Origin of the sequence: Winogradskyella sp., assembly GCF_013213835.1 — a bacterium.
In the GTDB taxonomy this organism is placed as follows: Bacteria; Bacteroidota; Bacteroidia; order Flavobacteriales; family Flavobacteriaceae; genus Winogradskyella.
Genome location: NZ_JABSSU010000001.1, coordinates 326,148 through 349,739 on the forward strand (window position 1 = coordinate 326,148; position 23,592 = coordinate 349,739).

At 33.4% G+C, this 23,592-nt stretch carries 23 protein-coding genes and 1 tRNA gene; 10 read left to right on the top strand and 14 right to left on the bottom strand.

Annotation, left to right across the window (positions count from 1 at the left end; genetic code table 11):
* Positions 1-125 precede the first annotated feature (125 nt).
* The 6 genes from scpA to HRU50_RS01560 form a co-directional block, all read right to left on the bottom strand.
* Positions 126-2,249 carry a methylmalonyl-CoA mutase gene (scpA, locus tag HRU50_RS01535; protein ID WP_296347417.1) on the bottom strand — a complete coding sequence of 708 codons (2,124 nt, stop codon included), beginning with the start codon at positions 2,247-2,249 and terminating at the stop codon, positions 126-128.
* Positions 2,242-3,615 (bottom strand): methylmalonyl-CoA mutase subunit beta, encoded by a 1,374-nt coding sequence (locus HRU50_RS01540; protein ID WP_296347419.1) that lies wholly within the window; start codon positions 3,613-3,615, stop codon positions 2,242-2,244. The genes scpA and HRU50_RS01540 overlap by 8 nt, the downstream gene beginning before the upstream one ends.
* The gene (locus HRU50_RS01545; RefSeq protein ID WP_296347421.1) at positions 3,608-3,934 is read right to left on the bottom strand and encodes a septum formation initiator family protein; all 327 of its coding nucleotides are present in this window, start codon (positions 3,932-3,934) and stop codon (positions 3,608-3,610) included. The genes HRU50_RS01540 and HRU50_RS01545 overlap by 8 nt, the downstream gene beginning before the upstream one ends.
* Complete coding sequence (udk, locus tag HRU50_RS01550; RefSeq protein ID WP_296347423.1) at positions 3,931-4,539, bottom strand: uridine kinase; 609 nt, start codon at positions 4,537-4,539, stop codon at positions 3,931-3,933. The genes HRU50_RS01545 and udk overlap by 4 nt, the downstream gene beginning before the upstream one ends.
* A 46-nt stretch (positions 4,540-4,585) precedes the next feature.
* Positions 4,586-4,951, bottom strand: coding sequence for a cytochrome c (locus HRU50_RS01555; RefSeq protein WP_296347425.1), 366 nt, complete (start codon positions 4,949-4,951; stop codon positions 4,586-4,588).
* An 86-nt stretch (positions 4,952-5,037) separates the two neighbouring features.
* Complete coding sequence (locus HRU50_RS01560) at positions 5,038-6,138, bottom strand: PQQ-dependent sugar dehydrogenase (RefSeq protein ID WP_296347427.1); 1,101 nt, start codon at positions 6,136-6,138, stop codon at positions 5,038-5,040.
* A 103-nt stretch (positions 6,139-6,241) separates the two neighbouring features.
* Here HRU50_RS01560 and HRU50_RS01565 point away from each other — a divergent pair.
* Positions 6,242-6,316, top strand: a tRNA-Pro gene (locus HRU50_RS01565).
* A gap of 126 nt (positions 6,317-6,442) precedes the next feature.
* On the opposite strand, the gene HRU50_RS01570 is transcribed toward HRU50_RS01565, so the two are convergent.
* Positions 6,443-7,279, bottom strand: a complete 837-nt coding sequence (locus HRU50_RS01570) for an AraC family transcriptional regulator (RefSeq protein ID WP_296347429.1) — start codon at positions 7,277-7,279, stop codon at positions 6,443-6,445.
* A 130-nt stretch (positions 7,280-7,409) separates the two neighbouring features.
* Here HRU50_RS01570 and HRU50_RS01575 point away from each other — a divergent pair, with 130 nt between their 5' ends.
* The 4 genes from HRU50_RS01575 to HRU50_RS01590 are packed head-to-tail and all read left to right on the top strand — an operon-like array spanning position 7,410 to position 12,908.
* A complete protein-coding gene (locus HRU50_RS01575) occupies positions 7,410-8,222 on the top strand; it encodes a phytanoyl-CoA dioxygenase family protein (protein WP_296347431.1) in 813 nt (270 codons plus the stop codon).
* Positions 8,212-9,039 (top strand): sugar phosphate isomerase/epimerase, encoded by an 828-nt coding sequence (locus HRU50_RS01580; RefSeq protein ID WP_296347433.1) that lies wholly within the window; start codon positions 8,212-8,214, stop codon positions 9,037-9,039. Before HRU50_RS01575 ends, HRU50_RS01580 begins: the two co-directional genes overlap by 11 nt.
* Positions 9,036-11,099: a beta-L-arabinofuranosidase domain-containing protein gene (locus tag HRU50_RS01585; RefSeq protein ID WP_296347435.1), complete on the top strand. Its 2,064-nt coding sequence runs from the start codon at positions 9,036-9,038 to the stop codon at positions 11,097-11,099. The genes HRU50_RS01580 and HRU50_RS01585 overlap by 4 nt, the downstream gene beginning before the upstream one ends.
* A gap of 3 nt (positions 11,100-11,102) precedes the next feature.
* Positions 11,103-12,908, top strand: a complete 1,806-nt coding sequence (locus tag HRU50_RS01590) for an alpha-amylase family glycosyl hydrolase (RefSeq protein WP_296347438.1) — start codon at positions 11,103-11,105, stop codon at positions 12,906-12,908.
* On the opposite strand, the gene HRU50_RS01595 is transcribed toward HRU50_RS01590, so the two are convergent.
* Positions 12,909-13,373: a hypothetical protein gene (locus tag HRU50_RS01595; RefSeq protein WP_296347440.1), complete on the bottom strand. Its 465-nt coding sequence runs from the start codon at positions 13,371-13,373 to the stop codon at positions 12,909-12,911.
* A gap of 70 nt (positions 13,374-13,443) precedes the next feature.
* Between HRU50_RS01595 and HRU50_RS01600 the strand changes: the two genes are divergently transcribed.
* On the top strand, positions 13,444-15,075 hold the full coding sequence (locus tag HRU50_RS01600) for a sulfatase (RefSeq protein WP_296347442.1): 1,632 nt from the start codon (positions 13,444-13,446) through the stop codon (positions 15,073-15,075).
* Positions 15,076-15,156: 81 nt separating this feature from the next.
* Here HRU50_RS01600 and HRU50_RS01605 read toward each other — a convergent pair whose 3' ends face one another.
* Positions 15,157-15,639, bottom strand: coding sequence for a hypothetical protein (locus HRU50_RS01605; protein WP_296347443.1), 483 nt, complete (start codon positions 15,637-15,639; stop codon positions 15,157-15,159).
* Positions 15,640-15,797: 158 nt separating this feature from the next.
* Here HRU50_RS01605 and trxB point away from each other — a divergent pair, with 158 nt between their 5' ends.
* Complete coding sequence (trxB, locus tag HRU50_RS01610) at positions 15,798-16,781, top strand: thioredoxin-disulfide reductase (RefSeq protein WP_296347445.1); 984 nt, start codon at positions 15,798-15,800, stop codon at positions 16,779-16,781.
* Between the two features lie 84 nt (positions 16,782-16,865).
* Here trxB and HRU50_RS01615 read toward each other — a convergent pair whose 3' ends face one another.
* The 5 genes from HRU50_RS01615 to HRU50_RS01635 all read right to left on the bottom strand — a co-directional run bounded on the left by HRU50_RS01615 (position 16,866) and on the right by HRU50_RS01635 (position 21,496).
* A complete protein-coding gene (locus tag HRU50_RS01615; RefSeq protein WP_296347448.1) occupies positions 16,866-17,693 on the bottom strand; it encodes a DUF2807 domain-containing protein in 828 nt (275 codons plus the stop codon).
* Positions 17,694-17,879: 186 nt separating this feature from the next.
* The gene (locus HRU50_RS01620; protein WP_296347450.1) at positions 17,880-18,608 is read right to left on the bottom strand and encodes a head GIN domain-containing protein; all 729 of its coding nucleotides are present in this window, start codon (positions 18,606-18,608) and stop codon (positions 17,880-17,882) included.
* A gap of 243 nt (positions 18,609-18,851) precedes the next feature.
* The gene (locus HRU50_RS01625) at positions 18,852-20,615 is read right to left on the bottom strand and encodes a PspC domain-containing protein (protein ID WP_296347452.1); all 1,764 of its coding nucleotides are present in this window, start codon (positions 20,613-20,615) and stop codon (positions 18,852-18,854) included.
* Entirely contained in the window at positions 20,608-20,952 is a 345-nt protein-coding gene (locus tag HRU50_RS01630) for a PadR family transcriptional regulator (RefSeq protein ID WP_296347453.1), read from the bottom strand. Before HRU50_RS01630 ends, HRU50_RS01625 begins: the two co-directional genes overlap by 8 nt.
* A gap of 97 nt (positions 20,953-21,049) precedes the next feature.
* On the bottom strand, positions 21,050-21,496 hold the full coding sequence (locus tag HRU50_RS01635; RefSeq protein WP_296347456.1) for a DUF4870 domain-containing protein: 447 nt from the start codon (positions 21,494-21,496) through the stop codon (positions 21,050-21,052).
* Between the two features lie 147 nt (positions 21,497-21,643).
* Between HRU50_RS01635 and HRU50_RS01640 the strand changes: the two genes are divergently transcribed.
* The 3 genes from HRU50_RS01640 to HRU50_RS01650 all read left to right on the top strand — a co-directional run bounded on the left by HRU50_RS01640 (position 21,644) and on the right by HRU50_RS01650 (position 23,384).
* Positions 21,644-22,099, top strand: coding sequence for a DUF4442 domain-containing protein (locus HRU50_RS01640; protein ID WP_296347458.1), 456 nt, complete (start codon positions 21,644-21,646; stop codon positions 22,097-22,099).
* A gap of 119 nt (positions 22,100-22,218) precedes the next feature.
* Positions 22,219-23,034, top strand: a complete 816-nt coding sequence (locus tag HRU50_RS01645) for a TIGR00266 family protein (protein ID WP_296347460.1) — start codon at positions 22,219-22,221, stop codon at positions 23,032-23,034.
* A 152-nt stretch (positions 23,035-23,186) separates the two neighbouring features.
* Complete coding sequence (locus HRU50_RS01650; protein ID WP_296347463.1) at positions 23,187-23,384, top strand: hypothetical protein; 198 nt, start codon at positions 23,187-23,189, stop codon at positions 23,382-23,384.
* Positions 23,385-23,592 lie beyond the last annotated feature (208 nt).

Sequence of the window (23,592 nt, forward strand, 5' to 3'; positions counted from 1 at the left end):
TGGGTTTTAAAAATGGAAGTTGTTAATATTAATAAACAGAAAATTGGTGTTTTTTGTTTAAGATCAGTCTGTTTTACGCGAGTATAAAGCATAAAAAAGCCCTTTAATTAAAGGGCTTTTTTATACTAGTCAATTAAAATTTCTAAAATTTGAATAGCGGCATCACTAATTTTGGTTCCAGGACCAAAAACAGCTACAGCGCCGGCATCAAATAAGAATTGGTAATCTTGTTTTGGGATAACACCACCAACAATAACCATAATATCATCTCTTCCATAAGATTTTAGTTCTTCAATAACTTGAGGAACTAGAGTTTTATGACCAGCAGCAAGAGAAGACACTCCTAATATATGAACGTCATTTTCTACGGCTTGTTTAGCAGCTTCTTTAGGTGTTTGAAATAAGGGGCCAATATCTACATCAAAGCCAACATCTGCATAACCCGTAGCCACAACCTTTGCACCACGATCATGACCATCTTGCCCCATTTTGGCAATCATTATACGAGGTCTTCTGCCTTCTTCTTCGGCAAATTTATCTGCTAATTTTCTTGCTTTTTTAAAACTACTATCGTCTTTTATTTCTTTACTATACACACCACTAAATGATTTTATTTGTGCTTTATATCTTCCAAATTCAGCTTCTAAAGCATCGCTAATTTCTCCTAAAGTAGCACGTTTTCTTGCCGCATCTACAGCTAAAGCTAATAAATTTTCTTCACCAGATTTTGCAGCTTCAGTTAGTTTAGATAAAGCTTCGGTAACTTCGGTATTGTTTCTAGAAGCTTTAATACTATTTAAACGTTCTATTTGTTGGTTTCTAACAGTTTGATTATCTACTTCTAATATGTGCAATGGATCTTCTTCGTCTAATTGGTATTTATTGACCCCAACAATAATGTCTTGACCAGAATCTATTCTGGCTTGCTTTCTTGCTGCAGCTTCTTCAATTCTGAGTTTAGGAATACCGGCTTCGATCGCTTTTGTCATTCCACCTAATTCTTCAACTTCTTCAATAAGTTTCCATGCCTTTTCTGCAATATCATGAGTTAGTTTTTCTACATAATAACTACCAGCCCATGGATCTACCGTTTTGGTAATATGTGTTTCTTGTTGTAAATAAATTTGGGTGTTTCTTGCAATACGAGCAGAGAAATCTGTTGGTAACGCAATTGCTTCATCTAAAGCGTTAGTATGTAGACTTTGTGTACCACCAAATGCAGCAGCAGAAGCTTCTATACATGTTCTTGCTACGTTATTAAAAGGATCTTGCTCAGTTAAACTCCAACCCGATGTTTGACTGTGTGTTCTTAACGCCAATGATTTCGGATTTTTAGGATTGAACTGTTTTACCAACTTTGCCCAAAGCATACGTGCAGCACGCATTTTTGCAATTTCCATAAAATGATTCATGCCAATTGCCCAAAAGAAGGATAGGCGAGGAGCAAAAGTGTCTATGTCCATACCAGCGCCAAGCCCTTTTCTAATATATTCTAAACCATCCGCTAAAGTGTAAGCGAGCTCAATATCGCAGGTTGCACCTGCCTCTTGCATATGATATCCTGAGATACTAATACTGTTGAATCTCGGCATGTTACGACTTGTGTATTCAAAAATATCCGAGATAATTTTCATTGAAGGCGTTGGTGGATAGATGTATGTGTTTCTAACCATAAACTCCTTTAAAATATCGTTCTGAATTGTCCCTGCTAATTGTTCTGGTTTTACACCTTGTTCTTCTGCAGCCACAATATAAAATGCCATAATAGGAAGCACAGCTCCATTCATGGTCATAGAAACCGACATTTTATCCAAGGGAATCTGGTCGAAAAGAATTTTCATGTCTTCAACAGAATCAATAGCAACACCAGCTTTACCAACATCACCAACCACACGTTCGTGATCTGAATCATATCCTCTATGTGTGGCAAGGTCAAATGCTACTGATAAACCTTTTTGTCCTGCTGCTAAATTTCTTCTGTAGAATGCATTACTTTCTTCAGCCGTAGAAAAACCTGCATATTGACGTATTGTCCAAGGTCTACGGACATACATTGTTGAATATGGACCACGCAGATTAGGTGCAATACCTGCAACAAAATCTAAGTGTTCTAAATTTTTAATGTCTTCTTTTGAGTAAGAAGATTTTACTTCAATATCTTCAGCTGTATTAAAAGATTCTTGGTTAACCGTTCGAGGAGAACTCAACTTTTCTTTTAAGGTGATATGTTGAATGTTTTTTCTACTCATCTTTTAATCGATTTTGTTCAAGTTTTTCGGCAAGTCTTCTCTCAATAATTGGTTCAATTAAAGTCTTTCGCTTGTTCACTTCTAAAAATGGATGTATTTCTAAATCATCTTTCATTTTATCAGCAGGATTTGGATGCCTGTTAGTACCTAGTAGTACAATGTTTTCTGCATCAAAATCTGCTTGTTCCTTAGCAGCACTTTCTTTTATTTTTCTTTGAATAGTACCTTCTTTAAGCTGATGTAAAAATCCGCCATTAGATTCAATATCCTTGAATAAATAAAGTGCTTTTACTGCTAATTGATTGGTTAAGCTTTCAATGTAATATGAGCCATCTGCCGGATTATCAACTTTATCAAAATAGCTTTCATTTTTTAAAACAAGTAGCTGATTTCTCGAAATTCTATCACCAAATTCATTAGGTTTATGGTAGAGACTATCATAAGGCAAGTTAGTAACCACATTAGCACCACCTAATATCGCACTCATACATTCTGTAGTTGTACGTAGCATGTTTACATTATAATCATAAATGGTTTTATTTCGTTTACTAGGTGTAGCTATAATTCTACATTCTTTAGTAATGCCATATTCTTTGACTAATGTTTGGAATAACAATCTCAATGCTCTGAGTTTAGCAATTTCGAAGAAATAATTTGAACCTACGGCTACATTGAAGGTAATTTCAAGCAATGATTTCTCTTCATCGGTTAATGTCGTATTCAAATGGTTTAAGTACTCATTAAGATGACCCAAACTATAAGCTAATTGCTGAATTATTGTAGCTCCAGCATTTTGATAAAGACTGGTGTCAACAAAAATTTGTGACGAACTTTTAATGATTTTTTCAAATTGAGAATGGTCGTCCTTAAGATTAGTAAACCAGTTTCCTGTTTTGGCAAGATGACCTATAATATCAGTTTCTAAATGTATGCTTATGCCAGTAGATGTAACAGCTGAATTTTGTTCAACGAATGCCGAAGAAAGAAAATTCATTCTAAAGCTTACACCAGTTTTGGTTAAATCAATATCATTTATAAGTGTCTCAACCTTAATGTTTTCAGTATGAATAATAAAAGTAATATATTCAGCACCACGACTAATCGCATCTAAAGCGTTGGTGTTAGCTTCGGATTCATTAGAAACACTTATTTCTTGACAAATCTTCCATGTTGTTGCCTTGGTACCAGAAGTATCAGGAAATCCTTCAAAATCATCAGAATGATATATTGGTTTAACATCAATGCCTTCATTTGATTTCCAGATTAGTGTGTCATTGTAATCTGCACCTTTAAGGTCTACTTGGATTTTTTGTTTCCAAGCTTTTGAAGAAACGCTTTCAAATTCGTTAAATAATGTTTTACTCATCTTGTGGTTGTTTTGCGATGCTATCTTCGTATTCAATGATGAAAATATCTTCATCTGGTTTTTTCATATAATATGTTTCGCGAGCTGTGCGTTCAACACCTTCTTGTGTGCTTAGCTCTTTTATCGCTTTTTTATCTTTTTCGATTTCGTTTTTATAATGCTGTTTCTGATATTCTAAGTCCTCAATGTCTTTATTCATCTCATGATGAAATATCCAAGAATGCGCATCTATAAAAAGCATCCATATCACAAACACAATAAATATCAATAGATAAATATTCTTAAATGGTTTTAGATATTTATTGTTCAAAAAACTCATGATAAACGTTCGTTAATTATGGTTTTAACAATATTTACAGCAACAGTATTGTATTTGTTGTTAGGAATTATGATATCCGCATATTCTTTTGTTGGGTCAATAAACTGCTGATGCATTGGTTTTAAAGTAGTTTGGTACCTTGTAAGCACTTCGTCAATATCTCGTCCTCGTTCGCTAATATCTCGTTTTAGTCTACGAATTAGCCGCTCATCAGAATCTGCATGAACGTAAATTTTAATATCAAATAAATCTCTGACATCTGGATTTGTTAGTATCAATATACCTTCAACGATCATTACTTTTCTTGGTAATGTTTTTATGGTATCACCAGTACGATTATGTTTTACGAAGGAATATACTGGTTGTTCAATAGGATTCCCTTTTTTTAGTTCCTTAAGATGATTTACAAGTAAGTCGAAATCTATAGACCTTGGATGATCAAAATTAATCTTCACACGTTCATCGTAACTTAGGTGCGATGTGTCTTTGTAGTAGGAATCTTGAGCAATAACACCGACCTCACCTTCTGGTAATTCATTGAGAATGGTATTCACTACAGTCGTTTTTCCACATCCAGTTCCACCAGCGATTCCTATTATTAACATATGCGATTTCAGATTTAGTTAGATGTACAAATTTAGGTAATTGCTGTTATTTTTTTATGACTTTTGTTACTTCTTCAGCGGTAAGAGTTTTTCCATATGTATTCTCCCAACTGTTGTTAATGTAATTCATAACATCTGCAACTTCTTCGTTGCTCAATCCCATAGGGTTCATAACACTATTATAGGTGATGCCATTTACAATGATTTCACCAGACATACCGTTTTTTATAGCTCTAATACTTGCGTCTTGATCGTTTTTGAGGTAATCAGAATTTGCAAGAGGCGGAAATATGTTTGCAGCACCTTTGCCGTCTTCCATATGGCAGGTTAAGCACATATCTTCATACACAAGTTTACCACGATTAATACTTTCTTTCAATTTAGGATTAGTTGTAGAATCATTTTTGATCATTGAGTAATCGTGGTTGTTATTATGTTTATGTGCGGAATTACATGACACTATTATTATGAAAATTAAAATCAGATTTAAGGATTTAATCATTGTTTTAGAAGTTTTACGATACCTAAATTTTCAACGCCTATATAAATATACCCATCAGGTCCTTGTTCAATGCATCGCACTCTACCAATACCATTCAACAGTCTTTCTTCTTTAACAACTTTATTATCCTTTAAAGTACACATGTCTAAGTACTGAAATTTTAAAGATCCAACTAATAGATTACCTTTCCATGTGCCATACTTATTGCTATTAATAAAAGCCATTCCACTTGGTGCAATAGAAGGATCCCAATAATGTAAAGGTTGCTCCATGCCTTCTTTTTCGGTGATTTCTGTGAATTTGGTTCCACTATAATTAACACCATAACTAATAACTGGCCAACCATAGTTCCTACCGGCTTTAATAATATTTATTTCGTCACCACCTTTTGGCCCATGCTCATGAGTCCAAATTTCACCAGTTTTAGGATGCAAAGTCATGCCTTGTGGATTTCTATGACCATAGGAATAAATTGCTTTTTTAACTTCTAGTTTATCGAAGAAAGGATTGTCTTCTGGGATAGTACCATCATCATTAATACGATAAATCTTTCCACAATCTCTTGTAATATCTTGTGGGTTCTCTTCTCGATTACCACGATCACCAATACTAAAGAAAAGGTAACCCTTATTGTCGAATTGTAATCTCGAACCAAAATGTTGTCCTTTTCGAGAGTTAGGTTTTGCCTTGTAGAGAACTTTCCAATCAGTGAGTTTATGTTCTTTTAGTTTCGCAAATGCGATTGTAGTATTACCTCCTAATCCTTCACCTTCAGAGGAGGCATAAGAGATATATACAAGTGCATTGTTTTTGAAATCTGGATGAAGGGTAATATCCATTAATCCACCTTGACCTCGCACATAAATCTCAGGTAGTCCGCTGATTTTGGTCTTCTTATTATTTTTAAAATGAATGAGTTCGCCAGCTTTTTCCGTAATCAGTATACTACCATCAGGTAGAAATGTAAAGCCCCATGGAATTTTAAGGTTTGGTACAATAATTTCATAGTCGTTTTTTGAATTTACTGGGTTTTTATCTTGTGCACATGTGAGAATACAAATAAAAATAACACCGATAATTGGAAGCTTTAACTTCATGGGTTTTGATTGAAATGAATTACTTTTTTAAAGTTAAAAAAAATGTTACTGTTATGTAAATAAAAACTCTATATTTGCAGTCCAAAATTGATAACCACAATTTCGGGGTGTAGCGTAGCCCGGTTATCGCGCCGCGTTTGGGACGCGGAGGTCGCAGGTTCGAATCCTGCCACCCCGACAAATTAAAATTTAAGAGTTCTCGTAGAAAGTTTACTTTCTTAAGAGAACTTTTTTAGTTTAATAAATTAAAGTTTCACTTTAATTTGAAACAATCATAAACAAGATCACGCAAGTAATCCTTTTTTTATTTCTGGCTCTTCCTAAATTCTGAAGGACTATAGTTTTTCATGTTCTTAAACGTCCTATTAAAATGACTTAAACTTTCAAATCCACAACTAAAGGCAATGTCTTGAATAGGTGTATTTGTTGTAGTAAGCAATAAACAAACACGTTCAATTCTGGTTTGATTTAAAAAAGAAACAAACGAATGACCAGAATGTTTCTTAAACCATCTACAAAACGATTGTGGTACCATATGAGTGAATTCTGCCATTCTTTTGACGCTTAGCTGTTCATCAAGATGTTCTAAAATATAATTTGTTGTTTTTGCAATTTTGTCTTGCGAGCCAACAAGTTGAAGCCTTTCCAAATAGTTTTCTGAAGCTAGTGTATTAAAATCGTTATCAAGCGTGAGTTGTTCTATAATTTCAATTAAAGCGCTAAGTTTCGATATGCTTGAAAGGTTTTCAAAAGCAATAATTTGTTCAATAAGTGTTTCACTTGGATTAAAAAAATGAAGTCCACGTTTTGCTTTTTCAAACAATGTATAGAATGCATCACATTCGGTAAAACTCTTAAAAAGTGAACTTCTAAACTGAAAAATATAAGCTTCTTGATTTTCTGTTTTTGAAGCGCTAACCCAATGATGAGGTAAGTTTTTGCCAACTAAAACCAAATCATAATCTGAAAATGAAGCTATAGAATCACCAACAAATCGAGTACCATCACCTTTTTTTATAAGTGTAAGTTCCAGTTCTGGATGGTAATGCCAATAAGGCAAAAATACAGTGTCACTTCGCTTAAAAAAATGAAATGATTGCTGAGATGCTTCAATAGCAATATGTTCTAACTCTGGTTGCAATTATATAAAATTAACTCTATTTGTATTCAAAAATAGTATATAAGGTTTAAATATGCATAGTTTTGGTTAATTTTAGCAAAAGATAGTTGCTGTATTCCATATAATTTTGAATCAGTAAAAATCTTTAATTATGCTTACAGAAACAGTTTTAAATCAGTCTTACTCACTTACAGAAGAGCAGATTTCTTTTTATCAAGAGCACAAATACATAAAATTAAAAGATGTGCTAGACCAAGAAACACTTAATTATTTCAATAGAATTATAAGTGAAAAAGTTGACGAACTTAATGAAGAAGATATGCCTTTGGCAGAGCGTACAACTTATGGAAAAGCGTTTTTGCAGTTGTTCAATCTTTGGACAAAAGATGAAGCAATTAAAGAATTGATTTTTAGTGAACGTTTAGCCAAAATAGCTTCAGATTTAATGCAAGTTGATGGTGTGCGTTTGTACCACGACCAAGCCTTGTTTAAAGAAGCTGGTGGTGGAATTACACCTTGGCACGCAGACCAACATTATTGGCCATTGGCTACAGATAAAACCATTACAGCTTGGATTCCGTTGCAAGAAACACCTTTAGAAATGGGGCCTTTAGAGTTTAGCGCTGGTAGTCATCAAATTCTCGAAGGTAGAGAATTGTCAATTAGTGATGATAGTGAATCTCAAATTGAAAAACGATTAAAAGTCACAGACTTTAAACACGTTATAGAACCTTTTGATGTTGGTGAAATCAGCTTCCATTCTGGTTGGGTATTTCATCGTGCTGGTGCAAACACAACAGACCAGATGCGAAAAGTAATGACCATAATTTATATGGATAAAGATATGACGCTAAAAGAGCCAACTAACGATGGACAACAAAATGATTGGGATACGTGGTGTCCTGGTGCAAAAGTTGGCGAGCAAATCAATACACCTTTAAATCCAGTTTTGTATGCAAATTAAATATTTATGTCCTTTTTGGGGAAGCGAAGCCTTGCAACCAAAAGCATTTTTAGATTATATCAAAGAAAATGGTTACGATGGTATTGAGATGAATATTCCAAAAGACGCTATTTTTGAAACTCAATTTTATGATGTTTTAAATGAAGCAAGAAAAGACAATCCTGAATTTATTTGCGGATTACAACAGGTGTTTGGTGTAAAGAAGGAAACACCAAGAGAATATTTGAGCAAGGTTTTAGAACGACTAGAAAGTATGGTGCACTACAAACCAGATTTCTTCAATTCTCATACAGGAAAAGACCATTATTCGTTTGAAGATAACTGTATGATTATTGATGCTATCGAAGAATTTTCAGCAAAAAGAGGCATTCCTGTGTATCACGAAATTCATAGAGGACGTTTCACATTTCATTCTCAGGCGACGTTACGCTATTTGGACATTTTCCCAGACTTAAAATTTGTTGGTGATTTTTCTCATTGGTGTGTGGTTTCGGAGTCCTTACTTCAAGATCAAGAAGAAGCGATTCAAAAGGTGATTCCGCACATTGCACATTTACACGCAAGAGTCGCAACAGAGCAAGCGTCTCAGGTAAATAATCCGTTTGCACCAGAATGGTCAGCGCATTTAGAGCGATTTACAAACATTTGGAAAGATACTGTTGGTTACCTCAAAGACAAAACTAAGCAATTTTCTATCACACCAGAATTTGGTCCATTTCCATATATGCCACAAGCGCCTTTTACACAAGAACCACTTTCTAATCAAAGAGAGATAAATGTAAAAATGAAAGACTACTTGAAAACACAATTATTATGAAACAAACAATAGGTGTTATTATTGTGTTGACACTGTTTTCGTGTAAACGAGAACAGAAAAACTCACAAGGTGAAAACTTTAGTGATAATGTAAATAAAGTCGCTTCAACAATTATTGACGATTCTGAACAGCTCAAGTTTTTCAATAAACCTAAACAACCAATACAAGTAAAATTTGAACAATTTCCAACAGGAAGTGTGCAACCTAAAGGTTGGATTCTCAATATGATGAAAAGCGATTTGCAACAAGGCATTGTTGGGGCTTTAGGCGAATTGTATCCAGGAATAAAATCAGATGATTTATACAATACTGCGCGTCGTGGTGGAATGGAAGATATTCCAGAAATGGGTGATTTGGTATTAACTGGTGCTGCTTGGGAAAAATCAATTATGTGGTGGAATGCCGAAACCATTGGCAATTGGTGGGACGGATTTATTAGACACGCGTTTTTAACTAACGATGCAAAAGCGATTCAGAAATCTCACGATGTGATAAAAAATCTGCTAGCATCACAAGATGATGATGGTTACATTGGCATTTACAAACCCAATTTGCGTTACCAACACGAAGGTTCTAACGGCGAACTTTGGGCACAAACTACTGCGTTTAGAACAATGCTCGCTTATTATGAGTTTACTCAAGATAAATCGGTTTTAGATGCTGTTGAAAAGGCAATGCAGCTAACCATTAAAAATTATGGCGAAGTTGGTGAAAATCCATTCTATCTTAAAAATGCTTTTGGTGGTGTCACTCACGGATTAATGCTCACAGATGTCTGTGAAACTTTATTCAGAATTACTAAAAATGAAGCGTATCAAGATTATGCTACCTATTTGTATAAAGCATTTTCAACCTATTCCATAAACCGCTCGTTTAACGATTTGCGTTATCCATATTTAAAGGAAAAAGATTCACTTTTTGAAGGTCACGGCGTTCATACCTACGAACACATTCGTACTATGGTAAATGCGTATTACAACACAGGATATCCAGAATTGGAAATTGCTTACCATAATATGTTAGACAAGTTAGAGCCTTGCATTTTACCAAGTGGTGCTGGTCATGGAAATGAATGGATTTTAAAAATGAAAGCGCATCCAACCCATACAAGTAGTGAATATTGTACGATGCTAGAATTGCGAAATTCCTACGGAAGTTTGATTCAAAAAACTGGTGATATTTCATTTGCTGATGAAGCTGAAAAACTAACCTACAATGCAATGTTAGGATTCAGAAATAGAGAAGGAACAGCATTGACTTATGGAAAAGCAGACAACTGCTATGTGTTAGATGGTCATCATCACGAAAATGGTGAGTCTAAAGCAGACCCAAGATATAAGTATTCGCCAACACATTCAGAACCTGCTGTATGTTGTGTGCCGAATTATACTAGAAATTTTCCATATTTCTTAGAACAGATGTGGATGAAATCTGAAGGTGGAATAGCCTCTGTAATGTTTGGACCTTCAAAACTTACAACTCAAATTGAAGGTGCTGAAGTTTCAATCGAACAAATTACAAATTATCCAATGTCTGATGACGTGACTTTTAAGTTTACAATGAAAGACCCTAAGACTTTTAGTTTTCAAATTAGACAACCAAAATGGTCTAACGGATTAGAAAGTAATATTGCATTAGGTGATTTAAAAGATGGATTTTATACAATTTCAAAAGAATGGAAAAATGGTGATGAAATCACAATTATATTCAATAATGAAACTAAGCAACATAAAGCTTTAAATGATGAAGTGTATTTGCAACGTGGACCAATTGTGTATGCTTTTGAAATTCCGCATAAAGTGGAAACTATAAAAACCTATTCAAAAGTAAATTACAGCGATTATTATTGCTTTCCAACTAATGAAGATTTTAAAGATTTGAAGCTTGATTCAGATTCAAAATTTGAATTGAAAAGTGCTTCTAATTCAGATTCGTTTTATGATTCTGAATGGAATTTAGAAGGCAGTTTATTTAATGCTTCAAAAAATAAAAGTCAAAACGTCACACTTGTGCCATTAGGAAAAACAGTGTTGAGACGTGTTACGTTTCCAAAACAATAAAAAATGAAAAACTTTAATATATTTAATGTGTTATACACTAATTTGAAAACCGTCAGTTCGAGTTTTTTCGTGAAGAAAAAGTATCGAGAACAAGGTTTTTTTGGTTTAAAATTCGGTTTTCGATACAATTTTTCATCATCATTTTCTGAAAAATCACTCAAACTGACGAATTATATCAATCCAGGGTTTATGCTGTTGATTGCTATGGTTACTTTCAACTCGTGTAAAGAAAAAAAACAGCCTGAGATTACTTCAGAAGAAAAAGCAATAGAACCAATAAACTGGAATAACGAAGTGATTTATCACGTAATGCAACGTAGTTTTTATGATAGTAATGGTGATTTACACGGTGACTTAAATGGTTTTGTAGAAAAACTAGATTATTTGAAAGATTTGGGTGTAACTACCATTTTGTTTACACCTTTATATGAATCAGATTTTTATCATAATTACTTTCCTACGAATTATGAAAACATCGACCCAGAATACGGAACTAAAGATGATTACATCAATTTTGTAAAAGCAGTTCATAGAAAAGGATTGAAGTTTTTAATGGATATGGAAACGCAATATGCCCAAAGTGGTAATATTTGGTTTGACGATTCGTACAAAAATCCGAAGTCTGAATATTCAGATTTTATTTATTACACAGATTCTTTAAATCAGCATCCTGAGCAGATTTTTATGAAACCTAATTCGCCATTAAAAGATTTTAATCTGTGGCCAGACAAACAACGAAACATTGTTTTACTCGACTTAAATCATCAAAAGGTCAAAGATTATATGATGAATTTTTACACCTATTGGGTTGACCCAAATAAAGATGGAAATTTTGATGATGGTGTTGACGGTTTTAGAATTGACCACATTATGGATGACCTTGATTACAAAGGCATTTTCGTGAATATGTATCAAGATTTCTGGAAACCAATTTTCACAGAATGTAAATCAATCAATCCTAATGTTTTTGTGCTTGGTGAGCAATCTAATTGGAATAATTATGGTGAAGAAATGGTAAGTAAAAGTGGTGCAGATGCAGCGTTTAGTTTTCCGTTGCGTTTTGCTTTAGCTGGCGAAGAAGGTACACACGATATGTATATTGACCCAACTTCAAAAGGTGTAAAAATGGACCCAAAACGTATTCATAATGAGTTAAAAGAAACAATGAAACGTTTTAGTGATAGTACGTTTTCGGTTAACTTTTTAGAAAATCACGATACGTCACGTTGGGCCTCGGTTGTAAATAATAATGAAGGTCAAAAACGTGTTGCTGCTGTTTTAAATGTGTTGTTACCAGGAATTCCATCTATTTATTACGGACAAGAATTAGGACTTACAGGTGTAAAGCAAGAGTATGGTTCTGATGCTAATCATATTCCTGTTCGCGAAGCGTTTCCGTGGACTTCAAATTTTAATGATAAAGGAAATGCAGTGTGGTATAAAGATACTGGCGAATGGTGGACGATTTCATTCTGGAATAATGAATCGGTTAAAGACTTTGCTGTAGAAACTCAAAAAGCAGATGCTAATTCACTTTGGAATCATTACAAATCCTTATTGAATTTAAGAACCAAACACGATGCTTTTAGATTGGGCAATTATGAACCTTTAGAAGTTGAAAATGAACATATTTTAGCGTTTAAAAGAACATATAGTAATGAAGCGTTTGTTGTAATGTTGAATGTGTCTGATGAAGAAGCGATAACTGATAATTTAGGTTTTAATGACACAGTTTATCATAAAAATTCAAAAATTGAAGACGGAAAGTTAACGCTTGATGCTTATGGTTTTGTAATTGGAAAGCTGTAATCACTTTTTATGCGCAGGAACTAAATCGCTAGCATCTTTTTGTTTTTCTCTAATGGCTAATCTACAATAGTTTTTACCTGAGTTAGATTGCGATTCTAAAACAATAAGTTGACCACCAACAGCATTCATAAGTTGTCTGTCGTAGTTCATAAGCTTGTAGCAAGCCTCAACGTTTCCTGTACCTCTAAGCGGACAATGTAAGTGGATTTCGGTGTAAGCAGTGTCTTCTGAAGTGTCTTTAATTTTGAAATATTCTTGTCCATCTGGTGGCATCATAGCTTGCCAAGATTGCGCAAGTTCATTAAGTTGAGAAACAGGCTTTGGTTTGTTTAAAACGAGATTAAGTTTTGCTGACCGAGTCGTTAAAAATTGTGTTAACCCATTGAAGAATGAACGCTTAGAAAAGAAAGCGAATACACGTAATGTGGAATTGAATACAGCTTGTTTTTCTAAGTATTTCTTCATTTGAAGTTTAAAGACATTTAAATTTTAAGATATTAGTAGAGTAATTAAAAATAGAAAAAAACAACCTAAAATGAAACTAAATCATATCGTAAGCTTTTGTCTAATCGCAATATTGTTTGCTTGTAAAGAAAACAAATCAGAACCAAAGGAAGTTGCTGAAGCAAAGCAACCAAACATTGTTTTTATAATTACAGATGACCACGCATATCAGGCATTAAGTGCTTATGATGATAAACTGATTAAAACACCATATATAGACCGTTTAGCAAATGAAGGTATGTTGTTTCAAAAGGCATTCGTAACAAATTCTATTTGCTCGCCAAGTCGTGCAGTGGCACTTACAGGAAAGTTTAGTCATTTAAATAGTGTTCGAGATAATTTAGATGTGTTTGATACAACGCAAGTAACCTTTCCTAGATTACTTCAAAAAGCAGGTTACGAAACTGCAATTTACGGCAAATGGCATTTAAAATCAGAACCAAAAGGATTCGATTTCTGGGAAGTCTTACCAGACCAAGGTCATTATTACCATCCAGAGTTTTTAACACCTCAAGGTGAGATAAAAGAAAAAGGTTATGTAACAGATGTTATTACAGATAAGGCGATTCATTACTTAGATAGTTTACGTACAGATAGTAAACCATTTATGTTAATGTACAATCACAAAGCACCTCATAGACAATGGTGGCCATCAATGCACGATTTAGAAGATTTCAAGTATAAAAAGATTCCAGTGCCAGAAACTTTATTTGATGAATATAAAACCAAAAGTAAAGCGTCTGCTGAAGCCGAAATGCGAATTGCAGACCATATGGCTTTGAGTGCAGATAATAAAATTGCGCCAGAAATTTTAGACAAGTTGAACTATGAAGAATTTTTAGATTGGTATAAAAGCTCATATACAGAACGTTTCAATAGATTGAATGAAGCAGAGCAAGAACAATGGCAAAAAGTATATGGTCCAATTAACGAAGAGTTTTTGAAAAACTCACCAAAAGGACAAGCGCTTACACTTTGGAAATACCAACGCTATATGGAAGATTATCTTGGTGTTATTAAAAGTGTTGATAGAAATGTTGGTCGCTTGTTAGAGTATTTAGATGATAATAATTTAACCGAAAATACAATGGTGGTTTACACATCTGACCAAGGATTTTATTTAGGTGAACACGGTTGGTTTGATAAGCGTTTTATGTATGAAGAATCGTTTAGAACACCATTATTAATTCGTTATCCAAATCATATTAAAGCTGGAAGTGTCAATACAGATTTAGTTCAGAACATCGATTTTGCTTCAACAGTATTAGATGTTGCAGATGTTGAAATTCCAAAAGATATGCAAGGTTTAAGCTTAACACCATTGTTTGAAGGAAACAACAAAGATTGGCGAGATGCATTGTATTACCATTATTATGAATATCCAGGTATTCATATGGTAAAGCGTCATTATGGTGTAAGAACAGAACGTTATAAACTTATTAGATTTTATTATAACATTGAAGCTTGGGAATTATACGATTTAGAAAAAGACCCTCAAGAAATGAATAACGTTTATGACAATCCAGATTATGCTGAAGTTCAAAAACAAATGCATAAACGCTTAGAAGAATTAAGAGTTCAGTATAATGATGCTTCAGATAGACTTAACCAAAAATGGATAGATAGCGACATTAAACGACTAAAAAGTTTGGGTTGGTATTAGTAAGATAAACGAGATAAAAAAAGTATAAAGTCGAATACTTTGATAATAATGATTAAAGTATTCGACTCTTTATTAAGTCATTTATTCAACTCTTACATAATTTTCAGAATAAATTCTATTACCATCTTCATCTAATTCAATTTGTTGAAAACGGTCATCTTCAAGAGTTAATTCGAAAATAAATTCTTTTTTAATAGCAATGACCTGATCCATTTCTGTAGATCCAAAATCGAGTATTTCAGTTAGACTTTGGCCATCATATTTATACGTGCCATAACCAAACCATTCAGATGAATCAGCAGGTCTGTGTTTGCACCACATAACTTTTGTGTCTGAATACATTTTGAGCTGTCGGAATTCTGGATTTATCGTAAAAGAATCAACAACAACATTATCAACATAATTATAAAATCCGGTAAGTTCCCAAGTGCCTTTTAAGTCTTTAAAATTTTCAGATATTTCTGCCTTATCGATTTGGTTATTTTTCAAATCATTGTTCATCTCATTTTTACATGAAAACATTAAAAATAAAGAGACACAGAGTATTAATACTGATGATTTCATAATGTGCTATTTTAGATTTTCAACTCCATTAAATTAAGAAAATATTCTGACAAAATGAAGCCATTAGAAATTATTATGCCATCATAACAAGTGTTGATAACTTCTAAGTAAGGATTTATACAAAAAACCTACTTTTGTTTAGTAACAAATTAAAAGATATGTCAGATACTATAGAAAAGGTAAAATGTTTAATTATTGGTTCTGGTCCTGCAGGTTATACAGCTGCAATTTATGCGTCTAGAGCAAATATGAGTCCTGTGTTGTATCAAGGCGAGCAACCGGGCGGACAATTAACCACAACAAATGATGTTGAGAATTTTCCAGGATATCCAGATGGAATTACAGGACCTGAGATGATGATACAATTACAAAAACAAGCAGAACGTTTTGGTACTGATGTGCGTCATGGTTGGATTACTAAAGTTGATTTTTCCGCAGATGTACACAAGGTTTGGGTTAATGGTGAAAAAGAAATACATGCTTCAACAGTTATAATATCTACTGGTGCTTCGGCAAAATATTTAGGCTTACCATCTGAACAAAAGTATTTAAAACTTGGTGGAGGAGTATCAGCTTGTGCAGTTTGTGATGGTTTCTTTTACAGAAATCAAGAGGTTGTGATAGTTGGTGCTGGTGATTCTGCATGCGAAGAAGCACATTATTTATCTAAATTATGTAAGAAGGTGACGATGCTAGTAAGACGTGATGAATTTAGAGCATCAAAAATTATGGCTAATCGTGTAATGAATACAGAGAACATTGAAATTCTTTATAACACTGAAACTGATGAGGTTTTAGGAGATGGACAATTGGTGACTGGTGTTAGAGTGTTTAATAATCAGACCAATGAAAAATGGGAAATACCTGCAACAGGTTTCTTTGTGGCAATAGGACATAAACCTAATACAGACATTTTTAAGGATTATTTAGAATTAGATGAAACAGGATATATTATCAATGCAGTTCCTGGGACAAGTAAAACTAACGTTGAAGGAGTATTTGTAAGTGGAGATGCTGCCGACCATGTGTACAGACAAGCAATTACCGCTGCAGGAACAGGTTGTATGGCGGCATTAGATGCAGAACGCTATCTTGCGGCTAAAGAAGCTGATTTTGAAGTATCCACTCCATCTTATAATTAATGATATTCTAAATTAAATTTGAGGAATGAAATATAAAAGCCGAAGCATTGCTTCGGCTTTATTGTTTATACAAAATAAATTCTTTTATCGCTTCTTCTTTTGAAGCTTAGCAGTATCTTCAAACTTAGAAATGGTAATTGCAGGCGAACCGTATAAATATACTTCACTATCACCAGAAACTGCCAGTGCAATGCTTTCTGATGCATCGATTGTTAAATCACTATTGTTTTCGAGCAAGGCATCAACAGATTTTGCGGTAAACTTAGCACCATTGAAATTTGCAGAGTTATCTAGTCGTATTGTTGAGTTGTTACTTGTACCTTCAATTGAAGCATCAGATCTTAGGTACAAATCAAAATCAGCTACTTTACTATTAATTAATGCATCAAGTTTCGAATTTCCATTTAATTCAATTTTAGTAGAATCTGCTGTAAGGTTTAATCTCGATTTAGATTTCCCTTCACTTATAAAACTGAAGCTTCTAGCCTTAATATTTAAGTAAGCACGAGAATTATCTAATGTGGATAATGATGCATCATTTAACTCCATAGAAGTAAGTGATCTGACTTCGCCATCACTTGTTAGTTTAATATCCGTCAGACTATCGCCATAATTTACTGTAATGTTTAATTTTTTCTTGGAAGTGATTCTCATGGTTTTTGAGAAGCTAAGAACTCCATCAACTACATTGAACTGAATAACATCATGAAGATTGTCATCAGTTTCAATTTCTACTGACGGTTTACTATTATAAACAATCTCAATAGAAAAGTCTTCACCTATTTCAAGCGTATGAAAGTCATCAATGTAAGTTTGTTTAATGGTAACATTTCTGTCTCCTTTTATTTTTTCTTGAGCTATTGACGACATAGCTAGCATTAAAGAAAAAAGAATAAGTAATGATTTTTTCATCTATATAAATCTTTTAACCACAAATTAGACACTTTTTTTTAGATTATGTCACTAATGGTGGTGTTTAAACAAATATATACAAAAACCGTCCCAAAAATCATAAAGATTTTGAAACGGTCCATTTTTGATTGGTTTTTTCTAATGTAAAAGATAAATAATTATCTCATTACTATGTTGTCCAACAACTTAGTTCGCTCTAACACTACCAGATGAGCTATCTGATTTTTCAACGCGTTCTGGGTTACCAGAATATCTAATATCACCACCACTACTAGCTCTTGCGGTTAGCGCTTTTGAAGTATTTATTTGAATCCGTGCACCACTACTTGCTTTCGCTGTAGTAGATTCTGCTTTAAGGCTAGATGCACTAATATTACTGCCACTAGATGCTTCCGTCATTAATGAAACTGTATTGCCGTCTAATTGTATGTTTCCGCCACTTGAGGAATCGCAAATAAGTGTATTTGTATCTACATCAAGTTTAATATTTGCGCCACTAGAAGACTTTATTTCTAAATCTTCAGAATTAATAGTGTTGTTAGAATAGACACTGCTTCCGCTACTTGCTTTAATTCTATTAATGTCTGGGAAACTAACGTAAATTTTACGTGAGGCAGCTCTCCTGATGTTCTTGGTTGAGAATATTTTTAATTCGCCATTGTCTACCTCTGTAACAATTAGTTCTTGCAAGTTTTCATCTGCTTCAACTGTTATTTCTGCGTCATTGCTCTGTGTAATATAAAGCTCTAAACCTTGACTAACTTTTACCGCGTTAAAATTCCCTTCAACATCTCTCTCAGAAGTTACAACATTTCTGTCTCCGTCAATACCTTCTCCAAAATTCATTGAGAAGTTACATGATAGCATCAATAAACTTATAATGCTTGTTACTACAATTCTAACTAGTGTACTCATTTTTTAGTGTATTATGATTTGTTTTTTTGATTGATTTTCACCTTTGCCTTAGCAATACCATATTCTGATTGGTTTTGATATTGCTAAGCAATAGTGACTTGGTTGATTGATTGATTGATTGATTGATTGATTGATTCGTTTTTCTTGTGGTGAATTTATTTCAGTATGTTTTTGATGATTCAAATATCAGCAGTTCCTTCAAAATGTTAAACTAAAAGTCACTGAACTGTCGTTATTTGTTTCTCAATTGTCATTTATTTCTACATTGAGGCCATCTTCAACAACTTGTATGTTTAGTTTTGGCTTTTCTTCATTAGTAAAAGAGGTTGCTTCTTCTTGGTCTTCAGTTTTAGATTCTAACTCTTCCGAACAGCTTAAACATTTCAGTTCGTCTTTGTAAACTTCTTGGTACTCACCAAAATTAGCACTTCTTAAAATATTGCCGTAATAGTTATTATAACTTCTTACATTCTTGTCTGCATAAAGAATTGTTCCTTCAGGTACGTAGAGGATAATTGTGACTTCTTGATCACTAAATTTATTGTCAATATCAGTAATCATGTAAGCATCTAAATCTAAATTACCATTATTAAAAACATAATTGTAATTGATTTTTTCTGCGCGATCTCTTGCTACTTTATAGTTACGACCTTCTGCTTCTTTTTCTATTACAATTGAAGCTGTAGAATCTACGGTAGATTTTACAAGTAGCCTTATGTCTGATGATACAATATTCTTACCATTATCATCTTCTATGATTTTAAGATCACTATCTCTATGATATATATAACTGTTATACTTAGAAAAGTTTTTCATTCTAATATTTAAAGTATCACCAGATACTACAGAAATTTCATCCTTGGAAGACACATTGGCTTCGTAAGCATGTTCTGATGCTTGCCTAACGCCAGTAATTGTTAAACCAATAATAGCAATTAACCATACGCCTAATAGAGTGAATTTAGCAACATTACCAATTGATTTTAGGTTGTTAACCAATATTTTCAACCCTAAATAAAAGATGAAGAAAAATGGTATACCAACTGCAAAGAATATTAGCATTGAAACTAACCATCTCGGAATATTTGCCGCGTTCGCTGCCTCTACAAAATCCATACCTGGTATATGTACAGCATCAGCAATACCTACCGAAAAGAAAGCAACAATTAAGCTAATTAAGGTGCTAACTCCAACAATAATTAATATGACTCCAATGAACTTAGCAATAAGCTTTAAGAAAAACATTACTATGTTTCCTATAGTGTCAAAAAAGGTTTGGGAACTCGATTTTATACGATTGCCTTGCTTCTTAAAATCTACGTTTTTTACTGAGTCTGAAATGTTATCAGACACATTGTCAAAACCTTCCTTTATTTTTTCACCATGTTTCTTAAAGTCTACATTCTTTACCGATTCTGAGACTGATTCAAAGCCGTCTTTAATTTTTTTTTCAATGTTACTGATGTTCACAGGATCACCAGTCATAGTTAACTTTTCAGCCGTAGTACGAGCTTCTGGAACTAATGCCCAAAAAATAACATAGATAAAGACAAATGTTCCGCCGGAACCAATTGCAAGAAGTAACCAAATTAAACGCATCCATAAAGCATCAATACCAAAGTAATGACCAAGCCCGGCAGATACTCCTCCTATGTATGAGTTGTCTGTATCTCTAAATAGTTTTTTAGTAGGACCCGAGCTGTAGGATGTCTTTTGTTTAGGTTCATCTTCAAATATTTCATCATCTACTAAGTAATCTTCTGGTTGTCCCATAATAGAGATGACTTCGTCCACAAGCTTTGTATTAACGACTTGCTTTTCGTTTTGTATGCGCTCAGAGAATAACTCGGCAATTCGTGCTTCGATATCTGCTATTATTTCTGAACGACCTTGAGAGTCTGTAAATGAACGTTTTATAGCCTCAAGATAGCGTGATAATTTTAGGTATGCATCTTCATCGATATGAAAAAATATACCTGCTAAATTAATATTGACTGTTTTATTCATTTTCTGTTGTTTTTGTACTTGTTACTAGGTTAACTGCGTTTTGTAATTCATTCCAAGTTGTATTTAGTTCGTTAAGAAACAATTTTCCAGTTTCTGTAAGTCCGTAATATTTTCTTGGTGGTCCTGATGTGGATTCTTCCCAGCGATAGTTGAGAAGCCCAGCATTTTTTAATCTTGTAAGTAGTGGATATATAGTGCCCTCCACTACAAGCATCTTAGCGTCCTTTAGTGTGCCGAGTATCTCTGCAACGTAGGCATCGTCATCTTTTAGGATAGATAAGATGCAATACTCCAAAACACCTTTACGCATTTGTGCTTTTGTATTTTCTATTTTCATACTCTGATACGATTAAATTTGATTAAACTGTTCATTTTTTGATTGATTTATACTCTTTTTTGAAAGGAGATTGATTGATGATTTTATTTCTATATTATTATTTTAAAAAGTTGATGGTCAAAGGATATTGATATAATTGCCCATCTCTCGCGGACAAACTTGCTTTTACTATGAGCGCCAGTTCTATAATAAACCCTATTACAGCTAGTACTCCAAGTCCACCACCTATGTATAGTAAAGGAGAAGGTTCACCTAGGTTGATATGAAAATTATTGAAGCCATGAAAATTGATCACGTTCATGTTATCAAATAACCTAAAGATGAAAAAAGGAACACTTATAGTACCTATTACAATAGCATAGAGTAATACACTAATTTGAAAGTTGATTGCTTGCTTTCCATGTTTATCTACAAATTCAGATTTATCCTTATTAACTGTCCAAAGGATGATTGGTCCTATAAAATTTCCAAACGGAATGAAAAATCTTGAAAAGGTAGATAAATGTATAAATGTTGCTAAATTTTTGGTATGCTTATCGATCATTTTTAAAAAGTATATAATAGTTTCTTATGCAAATATATGTCTAAAAGAAGGTAGTGTGTTACGCATAGTACCTAATATTAACATATTTTTAACATTAGTAAGGGTGAAATAATTCAATTATTTTAGTGCAGAATCAAAACAAACAGTATGTCTATCTCACCTTCAAAACTGAATACTTTTCTAATGTTTAAGCTACCTGCAGCTTATTTTACAGGTGTGAGAACTAAATTTATTGATGATACTACATGTATTGTAAAGGTGAAGCATCGTTGGATTAATCAAAATCCTTTTAAATCTATGTTTTGGGCAGTCCAAGGTATGGCGGCTGAATTAACAACTGGTGCTTTAATGATGTTGAAAATTAAAAAAAGCGGTAAAAACATATCTATGTTAGTGGCCAATAATAATGCAACTTTTATAAAAAAAGCAACAGGTATTATCACATTTAAGTGTGTTGAAGGCAATAAAATAGATAATGCTATTGCAAAAGCTATAGAGACTGGTGAAGGGCAAACGGTATGGTTAAATGCTAATGGTATTAATAAAGATGGGGTAGAAGTGTCTTCTTTTAATTTTGAATGGACAATCAAATTAAAATCGTAAATTTTAATTTGAAGTAAATAATTTATAGTATTCGGTAATTAGGGTCTTTAATTATTTAATCTGTAACAAAACCAAATATTTTTCAACATATCAACAAATCAATTAAAAAAACAAAACTTATGGATTTTACTGAAAGAAATAGCCACGAAATAGACTACCGAATTTTTGGTGAAGAAATGCAATTTGTAGAGATCGAATTAGATCCTCAGGAAGCCGTTATAGCAGAATCTGGTAGCTTTATGATGATGGATGATGGTATAAAAATGGATACTATTTTTGGCGACGGTTCTCAAAAAGATCAAGGGTTTTTAGGTAAAATACTTGGTGCTGGAAAACGTATTCTCACAGGTGAAAGTTTATTCATGACAGCTTTTTATAATGAACTTTCTGGAAAGCGCAATGTGTCTTTTGCTTCGCCTTATCCAGGTAAAATTATTCCTCTAGATCTTAATGAATTTAGAGGTAAGTTTATCTGTCAAAAAGATGCATTCCTTTGTGCTGCTAAAGGTGTAAGTGTTGGTATTGAATTCTCAAAAAAATTAGGTAGAGGTTTATTTGGAGGTGAAGGATTCATCATGCAAAAACTAGAAGGTGACGGAATGGCTTTTGTGCACGCTGGTGGAACAATGGCCGAAAAGACATTACAACCTGGTGAAGTGATGCGTGTAGATACCGGTTGCATTGTTGGTTTTACACAAGATGTTGATTATGATATTGAGTTTGTGAAAGGTATTAAGAATTCGATCTTTGGTGGTGAAGGATTATTTTTTGCAAGGCTAAAAGGTCCTGGGAAAGTATATATTCAATCTTTACCATTTAGCCGATTAGCCAATAGAGTTATTGCATCAGCACCGCGTAATGGTGGAAATTCAAAAGGAGAAGGAAGCATTTTAGGAGGGCTAGGAGATCTGCTTGATGGGGATAATAGGTTTTAATTTAGCTCTAGTTATTTTAACATAACAAGACGTTAAACTTTTGCACTTCAATAATGCAAATTCTAATTTTTTATTATATTTAATTTCCAATTGAAACAATAGCCTATAGAAAAAACTACATTTTTTGTTAAACCTAAAACAAATTATTACCTATGGCGAGAGCGATGTTTGAGTACACGAAAACTGTACTTAAAAAGGTGAGTTTTGATGCGACATTATTCTGTAAAGAAGTGCAAAAAGCGGTAAAACGGTTACTGCCTCACGAACTGGAAGAGTTAAGAATTTTTATTCAGTCACTAATCAATCAAAACCCTGAATTAAATCAATGTATGATTTATCTTAAAGCATAAAAAAAAAGCGACTTACGAGTCGCTTTTTTTAATTTCCTAAAAAGTATGGAGTTAAAAATAATTGTAATAAGTAAATGAGATATTAAAATTAATGATTACTCATCAATCTAGATTATAAACACACAACACTAGAACGCAAATGACGATTTTACATCAACAAAGAATCATATAAAGTTAAAATGCCAAGTCTACTTTCACCTCAATAAAA

Excerpts from the sequence above, each read along its gene's own strand:
- HRU50_RS01620 (WP_296347450.1), bottom strand. The coding sequence starts at position 18,608 with ATGAGTACACTAGTTAGAATTGTAGTAACAAGCATTATAAGTTTATTG.
- HRU50_RS01555 (WP_296347425.1), bottom strand. The coding sequence starts at position 4,951 with ATGATCAAAAATGATTCTACAACTAATCCTAAATTGAAAGAAAGTATT.
- HRU50_RS01600 (WP_296347442.1), top strand. The coding sequence starts at position 13,444 with ATGAAACTAAATCATATCGTAAGCTTTTGTCTAATCGCAATATTGTTT.
- HRU50_RS01605 (WP_296347443.1), bottom strand. The coding sequence starts at position 15,639 with ATGAAATCATCAGTATTAATACTCTGTGTCTCTTTATTTTTAATGTTT.
- HRU50_RS01630 (WP_296347453.1), bottom strand. The coding sequence starts at position 20,952 with ATGAAAATAGAAAATACAAAAGCACAAATGCGTAAAGGTGTTTTGGAG.
- udk (WP_296347423.1), bottom strand. The coding sequence starts at position 4,539 with ATGTTAATAATAGGAATCGCTGGTGGAACTGGATGTGGAAAAACGACT.
- HRU50_RS01615 (WP_296347448.1), bottom strand. The coding sequence starts at position 17,693 with ATGAAAAAATCATTACTTATTCTTTTTTCTTTAATGCTAGCTATGTCG.
- HRU50_RS01645 (WP_296347460.1), top strand. The coding sequence starts at position 22,219 with ATGGATTTTACTGAAAGAAATAGCCACGAAATAGACTACCGAATTTTT.
- HRU50_RS01545 (WP_296347421.1), bottom strand. The coding sequence starts at position 3,934 with ATGAGTTTTTTGAACAATAAATATCTAAAACCATTTAAGAATATTTAT.
- HRU50_RS01640 (WP_296347458.1), top strand. The coding sequence starts at position 21,644 with ATGTCTATCTCACCTTCAAAACTGAATACTTTTCTAATGTTTAAGCTA.
- HRU50_RS01650 (WP_296347463.1), top strand. The coding sequence starts at position 23,187 with ATGGCGAGAGCGATGTTTGAGTACACGAAAACTGTACTTAAAAAGGTG.
- HRU50_RS01625 (WP_296347452.1), bottom strand. The coding sequence starts at position 20,615 with ATGAATAAAACAGTCAATATTAATTTAGCAGGTATATTTTTTCATATC.
- HRU50_RS01560 (WP_296347427.1), bottom strand. The coding sequence starts at position 6,138 with ATGAAGTTAAAGCTTCCAATTATCGGTGTTATTTTTATTTGTATTCTC.
- HRU50_RS01595 (WP_296347440.1), bottom strand. The coding sequence starts at position 13,373 with ATGAAGAAATACTTAGAAAAACAAGCTGTATTCAATTCCACATTACGT.
- trxB (WP_296347445.1), top strand. The coding sequence starts at position 15,798 with ATGTCAGATACTATAGAAAAGGTAAAATGTTTAATTATTGGTTCTGGT.
- HRU50_RS01635 (WP_296347456.1), bottom strand. The coding sequence starts at position 21,496 with ATGATCGATAAGCATACCAAAAATTTAGCAACATTTATACATTTATCT.
- HRU50_RS01590 (WP_296347438.1), top strand. The coding sequence starts at position 11,103 with ATGAAAAACTTTAATATATTTAATGTGTTATACACTAATTTGAAAACC.
- HRU50_RS01540 (WP_296347419.1), bottom strand. The coding sequence starts at position 3,615 with ATGAGTAAAACATTATTTAACGAATTTGAAAGCGTTTCTTCAAAAGCT.
- scpA (WP_296347417.1), bottom strand. The coding sequence starts at position 2,249 with ATGAGTAGAAAAAACATTCAACATATCACCTTAAAAGAAAAGTTGAGT.
- HRU50_RS01585 (WP_296347435.1), top strand. The coding sequence starts at position 9,036 with ATGAAACAAACAATAGGTGTTATTATTGTGTTGACACTGTTTTCGTGT.
- HRU50_RS01575 (WP_296347431.1), top strand. The coding sequence starts at position 7,410 with ATGCTTACAGAAACAGTTTTAAATCAGTCTTACTCACTTACAGAAGAG.
- HRU50_RS01580 (WP_296347433.1), top strand. The coding sequence starts at position 8,212 with ATGCAAATTAAATATTTATGTCCTTTTTGGGGAAGCGAAGCCTTGCAA.